The 7,462-nt window shown below is 64.5% G+C and carries 4 protein-coding genes; 3 read left to right on the top strand and 1 reads right to left on the bottom strand.

Annotated elements, in window-relative coordinates:
- Positions 1-115: 115 nt before the first annotated feature.
- Positions 116-1,261 (bottom strand): Yip1 family protein, encoded by a 1,146-nt coding sequence (locus Q8Q53_RS00020; RefSeq protein ID WP_305699691.1) that lies wholly within the window; start codon positions 1,259-1,261, stop codon positions 116-118.
- A gap of 194 nt (positions 1,262-1,455) precedes the next feature.
- Here Q8Q53_RS00020 and dnaE point away from each other — a divergent pair, with 194 nt between their 5' ends.
- The 3 genes from dnaE to Q8Q53_RS00005 all read left to right on the top strand — a co-directional run bounded on the left by dnaE (position 1,456) and on the right by Q8Q53_RS00005 (position 6,997).
- Positions 1,456-4,923 (top strand): DNA polymerase III subunit alpha, encoded by a 3,468-nt coding sequence (gene dnaE, locus Q8Q53_RS00015; RefSeq protein ID WP_305699690.1) that lies wholly within the window; start codon positions 1,456-1,458, stop codon positions 4,921-4,923.
- A gap of 75 nt (positions 4,924-4,998) precedes the next feature.
- Positions 4,999-6,588, top strand: a complete 1,590-nt coding sequence (locus Q8Q53_RS00010) for a long-chain fatty acid--CoA ligase (protein ID WP_305699689.1) — start codon at positions 4,999-5,001, stop codon at positions 6,586-6,588.
- Between the two features lies 1 nt (position 6,589).
- Complete coding sequence (locus Q8Q53_RS00005; protein WP_305699688.1) at positions 6,590-6,997, top strand: DUF1330 domain-containing protein; 408 nt, start codon at positions 6,590-6,592, stop codon at positions 6,995-6,997.
- Positions 6,998-7,462 lie beyond the last annotated feature (465 nt).

The following is a 7,462-nucleotide window of genomic DNA, read 5'->3' as shown; positions in this document are numbered from 1 at the left end:
CGAGACACGCTGACGCAGCGCACGCGTGTCTCGACTTCGCTCGACACGAACGGATGGGGGTGAGTTGGGGCTAGGTTTACCCGATGGAGGCCCCGCCTGCGCGGCGGCGCTCCGGTTACTTCACCAGCCCCGCCAGATCGTCCGGGCTGATTTTCGCAACCGCTGATTTCAGCTCGTCGATGCTGGCGGCATCGCCCTCGGCCTCGACCATGAAGCGGCTGACGACCATCTGGCCGAACTTGCCGCGGCTGTCAGTCTTGCTCCATTCTTCCACCTGCATCTGTCCGCCCGTGGTGGTGATGCGTTCATAGCCGTCGGCGTCTTCCTTGCTTTCCTCAACCCCCATCGCCGCGCCGATCCCGGCGATGGCGCCCAGTCCGGCCATGTCGACGATCTTGAGCGTGAAGCTCTTGTCTCCGGCGGTATAGGTCGCCTCGGCGGTGCTGCCCATGCCGCCCATGGCTGCGCTTTGCGTCGCGGTGCGCTGATAACTGCCGATGGCGGCGGGCAGCAGGGCCTGCAGTTCGGCTGGCTTGACCGCGACCTGTTGACCACTGGCGGCGGCTTCGGCCTGCCTGCTCGCTTCTTCCAGCTTGACTGCATCGACCGTGCCGACGCCGGGGATCTTGAGACCGCCCGACAGTTCGCCGTCTCCTGCGCTGCGGCCAAAGCCCAGCGCGCCGGTTACCGTCGCCGCCACCGCGCCGACCGTGATGTTGAGCAGGAGCGCCGCGATTACGGTCACCAGGGCATAGCCCGCGCGCTTGTCATCCGGCACTTTCATCATCGGGCCGATGCCGGTGTAGATCACGTAGAGGGTATAGAGCGCCAGCAGCACGCCCAGCACCGCAAGCGCCGGGATCAGCCCGAAAATGCCGCCCAGCCACGATGCAGTCGCGCCATAGATCACCAGCCGGAACGCGCTGCGCCGGTCGGCGGTGCCGCCGAACCTGGGGGCCAGCCAGTCTGCCAGCAGCGCCAGGATCACCACCCCGATCAGGCTGATGATAAACGTCAGCACCGCACCGGTCAGCGCGCCCAGGAAGCTTGCCTTGTAAGTCACGCCGAACATCGAGGTGCCGAACAGTTGCCCGCCGATGAACCCGGCGACCGGACCGATTGCGGCCAGCGGCGCGGCATAGCCGGTCAGCAGTTCGCCCGGCGTGGTGCTTTCAGCGGCGATGGCCGGCCAGGTGTCCTTTGGCCGCATGACCATGGCCTTGACCCGTTCGACAAATCCGGACTTGATCGTATCGGTCATTGCAAAACCCCTCTTGCAGACAGGAACGCGGCCCCGCCGCTCGCGCTGTGATAGTCTGGCGGCGGCAAATTGCTGGGGCGAAGAAGATCACAACCACCCGGAAAAGCCCAGCCTTTTCCACAGGCGGCAGGGGCTGGTGGATAAGGCGGCGTTCCCCCCTTCCGAATCCCGGCGCGGTCCCTAGTTTCAGCGCCATGGCCTATGCTCCCTTTGTCCCCTTGCGCGTCTTTTCCAGCTATTCGATGCTCGATGGGGCGATCGACCCCAAGGGAATCGCCAAACTGGCCAAGGAACGCGGCTTTCCCGCCATCGCGATGACTGATCGCAACGGGCTGTACGGGGCCATGGCGTTTGCATCGGCGTGCAAGGATGCGGGCATCCAGCCGCTGGTCGGCACCTATCTGGCGGTGCAGCGCGAAACCGGCGGGCCGATCGACTGGCTGGGGCTGATCGTCCAGAACGACGCGGGCTGGATCAACTTGTGCCGGCTGGTCAGCCGCGCGCATCTGGGGCGCCCGCTGGAACTGGACCCGCACGTCACGCTGGCGGATTTCGACGGTTACAGCGACGGGCTGATTGCGCTGACCGGCGGGGGTGAAGGCGCGCTGGCGCGGCTGCTGGCCGAAGCGCGGCATGAGCGGGCAGAGGCCTATGCCGAAAAGCTGGAAGCGCTGTTTCCGGGGCGGCTCTATGTCGAGATCGTGCGGCGCGGCGAGGCGGTGGAGGAAGCGTCCGAGGAGGCGCTGATCGAACTGGCCTATGCTCGCAATCTGCCGCTGGTGGCGACCAATCCGGCGCAGTACGCCGAAGCCAGCTTTCACGCCGCGCATGACGCGATGCTGTGCATTGCCAATTCGACCCACGTCGACGCGGCAGAGCGGCCGCGCTCCATGTCCGAAAACTGGGTGAAACCGGCCGAAACGATGGCCGAGCTGTTCGCCGACCTGCCCGAAGCCACCGCCAACACGCTGGTCATCGCCCAGCGCTGCGCGTTCTCGCCGCCCAAGCGCAAGGCGCTGCTGCCCAGTCTGGCGGGCGACAAGGAAGGCGAGGCCGCGATGATGGCCGAGCACGCCCGCGCCGGGCTGGAGCGCCGTCTGGCCCCTTATGGTGAACTCTCCACCGAGGAGCGGCAGGTCTATTTCGACCGGCTGGATTTCGAAGTCGGGATCATCAGCCGGATGGGGTTCTGCGGGTACTTCCTGATCGTGGCCGACTTCATCAAGTGGGCCAAGGACAACGGCATTCCGGTGGGGCCGGGGCGCGGGTCCGGCGCGGGTTCACTGGTGGCGTGGGCGCTGCTGATCACCGATCTTGATCCGATCCGGCTGGGCCTGCTGTTCGAACGCTTCCTGAATCCGGAACGCGTGTCCATGCCGGACTTCGATATCGACTTCTGCGAAACCCGGCGCGGCGAGGTGATCCGTTACGTCCAGCAGAAATACGGCGCGGACCGCGTGGCGCAGATCATCACCTTTGGTAAACTGAAGGCCCGCGCAGTGCTGCGCGACTGCGGACGCATCCTGCAGATGAGCTATGGCCAGGTCGACCGTTTGTGCAAGATGGTGCCCAACCACCCGACCGACCAGTGGACCGTCCCGCGCACGCTGAACGGCATGGCCGAATTCAAGCGCGAGTATGACAACGATCCCGACGTGAAGCGGCTGGTCGATCTGGCGATCCAGCTGGAAGGGATGCCGCGCAACAGTTCCACCCACGCGGCAGGCGTGGTGATCGGGGACCGGCCGCTGGAACAGCTGATCCCGCTCTACCGCGATCCGCGCTCCGACATGCCGGTGACCCAGTTCGACATGAAGTATGTCGAGGACACGGGCCTTATCAAGTTCGACTTTCTGGGCCTCAAAACGCTGTCGGTGCTGCGCAAGGCGACCGACCTGCTGAAACGGCGCGAGATCGAGATCGATCTGGATACCCTGCCGTGGGACGACAGCCAGGTCTATGACCTGCTGCAACGCGGCGACACGGTTGGCGTGTTCCAGCTCGAATCCGAAGGCATGCGCCGCACGCTGGCGGCAGTGAAGCCGACCAACTTTGGCGACATCATCGCGCTCGTCTCGCTTTATCGGCCGGGGCCGATGGACAACATCCCGTTGTTCGGGCGGCGCAAGAACGGGCAGGAAAGCATTGAATATCCGCATGAAAAGCTGGCGGGTATTCTGGGCGAAACATACGGCATCTTTGTTTACCAGGAACAGGTGATGCAGGCCGCGCAGATCCTGGCGGGCTATTCGCTGGGCGATGCAGACCTTTTGCGCCGCGCGATGGGCAAGAAGGTCCAGGCCGAAATGGACGTCCAGCGCGAACGGTTCGTCGATGGCTGCCGCGAGGTGTCGGGGATCGACAAGGCCAAGGCGAATGAGCTGTTCGACTTGATCGACAAGTTTGCCGGGTATGGCTTCAACAAGAGCCACGCCGCCGCCTATGCGCTGCTGGCCTATCAGACGGCGTGGATGAAGACGCACTATCCGCACGAGTTTTATGCCGCCGCGATGTGTTTCGACATGCACCAGTCGGAAAAGCTCGCGGTGTTCGTGGACGATATGCGCCGCGCGGGGCTGGCGCTGGCCGGGCCGGACATCAACCGGTCCGAGGCGGAGTTCACCGTGGAGCGGACCGACGATGGCCACGCGGTGCGCTATGCGCTGGCGGGCATCCGCAACGTCGGCGAAAAGGCGATGGACGCCATCGTCGCTGAGCGTGAGGCGCATGGCTGGTTCACCAGTCTGGAAGACCTGTTCCGCCGCGTGCCGCAAGGATCGATGAACCGCCGTCAGCTGGAAGGGCTGGCCGGGTCCGGGGCGTTCGACGGACTGGAAGCCAGCCGCGCCAAAGTGCTGGCCAATGCCGACATGCTGCTGGCTGTCGCGGACGAGGCGGAGCGGACCCGCAGCAGCGGGCAGGCCGGTCTGTTCGGCGGCGATGATACGGCCGCGCAGGCCCTGCGGCTGGCCGAGGCAGAGCCGTGGAGCCGGTCTGAACAGATGGCGAAAGAGCGCGAGAACTTTGGCTTCTATTTCGCCGCGCACCCGGTGGAACAATGGCGCGCAGTGGCATCGGCCAATGGCGCGCGGTCCTATGCCAGCCTGATGGAATCGGGCGTGGCGGGCGGCCGATCCGCGGCGGTGATGGCGGCGATGGTGGAAAGCGTCACCAAGGGCAAGACCCGCAAGGGCAGCGATTTTGTCCGGGCCGATTTCTCCGACAGCTCCGGCCAGTTCAGCGCCGCCTGCTTCGAGGAATCGCTGGTCGAACCGATGCTGCAATGGGCGCGCGAAGGAACGTGCATCCTGCTCAATGTTGAGCTTGATGCGCCCGGTCCGGAAGAACCGCCGCGCGTGACCGTGCGCGGTGCGCGCCCGCTCAGCGAGGTGAAAGTGGCATCGCGGATGGTGTTGCAGCTGGATATTTCCCGGATCGATGCCTTGCAGGAACTGGCGCAGTTGCTGGTGCGCGGGGCAAGCGGTCGCGGCGAAGTGATCGCGCGGCTGCTGACCGGACAGGACGAACAGCCGATGTTCCGGCTGGGCACCGACTTCCAGCTGGATGGCGAACTTGCAGAACGCTTGGCAAATGTTGAAGGGATTGCCAATGTGTCGCTGACGGCGCAGCGCGGGGCAACCCATTTGCGGCTGGTCGCCTGATATTTGAACCTCGACCGGGGCTGAGCGCGGACCAACCGCGCCGGATGCTTCGGCGGGTGCAGTAGGGAGTAGAGAATGCTGGGAGCGATGCAGGATTTCGACCTTCGGGTCTCGCACATCATTGATCATGCCGCACGCGAACATGGCGGACGGGAGATCGTGACGCGCTGGGCCGATGGCAGCGAAACGCGCACCAACTGGGCCGGCATCCGCCACGATGCGCTGCGCATGACGCAGGCCCTGCGCAAGCTGGGCGTGCAGCCGGGTGACCGGATCGCCACGCTGGCGATGAACCACAGCCGCCATCTGGTGTCCTGGTATGGTGCGGTCGGCGTCGGCGGCGTGCTTCACACCGTCAACCCGCGCCTGTTTGACGACCAGCTGGAATACATCGCCAACCACGCCGAAGATCAGATCCTGCTCTATGACAAGGCGTTCCAGCCGATCATCGACCGGATGAAGCCGCGCTGGACCACGATCCGCCACTACATCTGTTATGACGACGGCCAGTTCGAAGACTGGATCGGCGCGGAAAACGGCCAGACCGAATGGGCCACCGGCGACGAACGCGATCCGTGCATGCTGTGCTACACCAGCGGCACCACCGGCAATCCCAAGGGCGTGCTGTATGAACATCGCAGCACATTCCTGCACGCGATCACCGGCTTGCAGCCCGCGATCTTCGATTTTGATGCGCGTTCGGTGATGCTGCCGGTCGTGCCGATGTTCCACGCGGCCAGCTGGGGCCTGCCGTGGGGCGGGGCGGCCGCGGGGATCAAGTTCGTGTTCTCGGCCGTCAACGATCCGGTCGTGCTGACCGAGCTGATGAACCGCGAAAAGGTGACGCATTCCGCCGGGGTGCCGACGGTGTGGCTGTCGATGTTCCAGCACATGGACGCCACCGGCGCGGCGCTGCCGACGCTGCGCCACGCGATCATCGGCGGGTCCGCCGCGCCGCGCTTCATGCTGGAACGGCTGATGAAGGCGGGCGTCAATGTCGCCCACGCCTGGGGCATGACCGAAACCAGCCCGATCGGCACCACCGGGGCGAAGACGCACGACTGGGATGATCTCTCGTTCGATCAGCAGGTCGATATCAAGCAGATGCAGGGCCGCGTGCCATTCGGCGTCGAACTGCGCTGCGTCAGCCTGGACAACCCGGAAGAAGTCCTGCCGCGCGATGGCAAGACCTCTGGCGCGCTGCAGGTGCGCGGGCCGTGGGTGATCAAGCGTTACTTCAAGGCAGACAAGGACGCGACCGACGCGGATCAGTGGTTCGATACCGGCGACGTGGCGTTGATCCACCCGGACGGCACCCTGCAACTGACGGACCGGACCAAGGATGTGATCAAGTCCGGCGGGGAATGGATCAGTTCAGTCGAACTGGAAAACGCCGCCGTCGGCCACCCGGCTGTGGCAGAAGCCGCCGCAATCGGCATTTATCACCCCAAGTGGGATGAGCGCCCGATCCTGGTGGTGGTGAAGAAAGCGGGGGCTGAGGCTACCGCCGAGGATATTCGCGCCTTCCTGGCGGAACGGATCGCCAAGTGGTGGCTGCCCGATGCGGTGGAGTTCGTGGACGACATTCCCCACACCGGCACTGGCAAGATCAGCAAGAAGGACCTGCGCGATCAGTTCAGGGACTACAAGCTGGCGGACGCCTGAGATGACCGCCTACATCGATCCCGACCGAGCGAACTGGCAGGCCTTCAAGGACCTGCCGCGCGACACGCCGATCCATATGCTGAACCTCATCAAGTTCCGCGATCTGGCCGAATACCCGGAAGGGCACCCCCTGCACGGCAAGGGACTGACCGGGCGCGAGGCTTATGCGATCTACAAGGAAGGGTTTCAGCGCGTGGTGGCGCAGGACGGTGCGGCGATGGTCTGGGAAGCGCCCATGGAATGCACCGTCACCGGCCCGGCGGGCGAATGGGACGAGGCCTTCGTCATGGGTTACCCGAACAGCGGCCTGTTCATGGCGATGGTCAAGAACGAGGAATACATCCGCGACGTCGTTCCGCACCGCACGGCGGCTCTGGCGGACAGCCGGTTGATCCGGTTTCGGGGGTAGGGGGCAAGGCCCCTCCAACCGTCACCCTAGGCTCCAACCCGTCACCCTGAACTTGTTTCAGGGTCCAACCCTCGGCCCAAGCCGGGGTGCGGCCAATCGCGCTGGCTGAGCCGCTGACCGGTAACCGCGCCAACTGCGCCGGGTGGCACGATGGACCCTGAAACAAGTTCAGGGTGACGGGGAGGGCGTGGTCTCAGCAACCGAAATTGCTCGCAACGGTTGGGGTAAGCCATCTGGATTGGAGGACGAATGTCCGTCAGGTTTGTTGCCGCAAAAAAGCTTGCATTCAGCTAGCGACCCCAAAGTCGACATTACATCAATCGCCGCTCAGAATCTGGCTTGCCGCATAAATCGCGATCAGGGCTTCCGGTTTCGCTTGCGTAGCGACATGGAGGATCATGGTTCGTTGGAGTTCGACATCGGGATGAAACGCACAGTTCCCGGCGAACCATAGCGCTTCCGACA

Source organism: Novosphingobium sp. (assembly GCF_030699305.1).
GTDB lineage: Bacteria > Pseudomonadota > Alphaproteobacteria > Sphingomonadales > Sphingomonadaceae > Novosphingobium.
Note: the sequence above shows the minus strand (reverse complement) of the source record. Positions and strands in the feature narration are given on the sequence as shown.

Excerpts from the sequence above, each read along its gene's own strand:
- Q8Q53_RS00020 (WP_305699691.1), bottom strand. The coding sequence starts at position 1,261 with ATGACCGATACGATCAAGTCCGGATTTGTCGAACGGGTCAAGGCCATG.
- dnaE (WP_305699690.1), top strand. The coding sequence starts at position 1,456 with ATGGCCTATGCTCCCTTTGTCCCCTTGCGCGTCTTTTCCAGCTATTCG.
- Q8Q53_RS00010 (WP_305699689.1), top strand. The coding sequence starts at position 4,999 with ATGCTGGGAGCGATGCAGGATTTCGACCTTCGGGTCTCGCACATCATT.
- Q8Q53_RS00005 (WP_305699688.1), top strand. The coding sequence starts at position 6,590 with ATGACCGCCTACATCGATCCCGACCGAGCGAACTGGCAGGCCTTCAAG.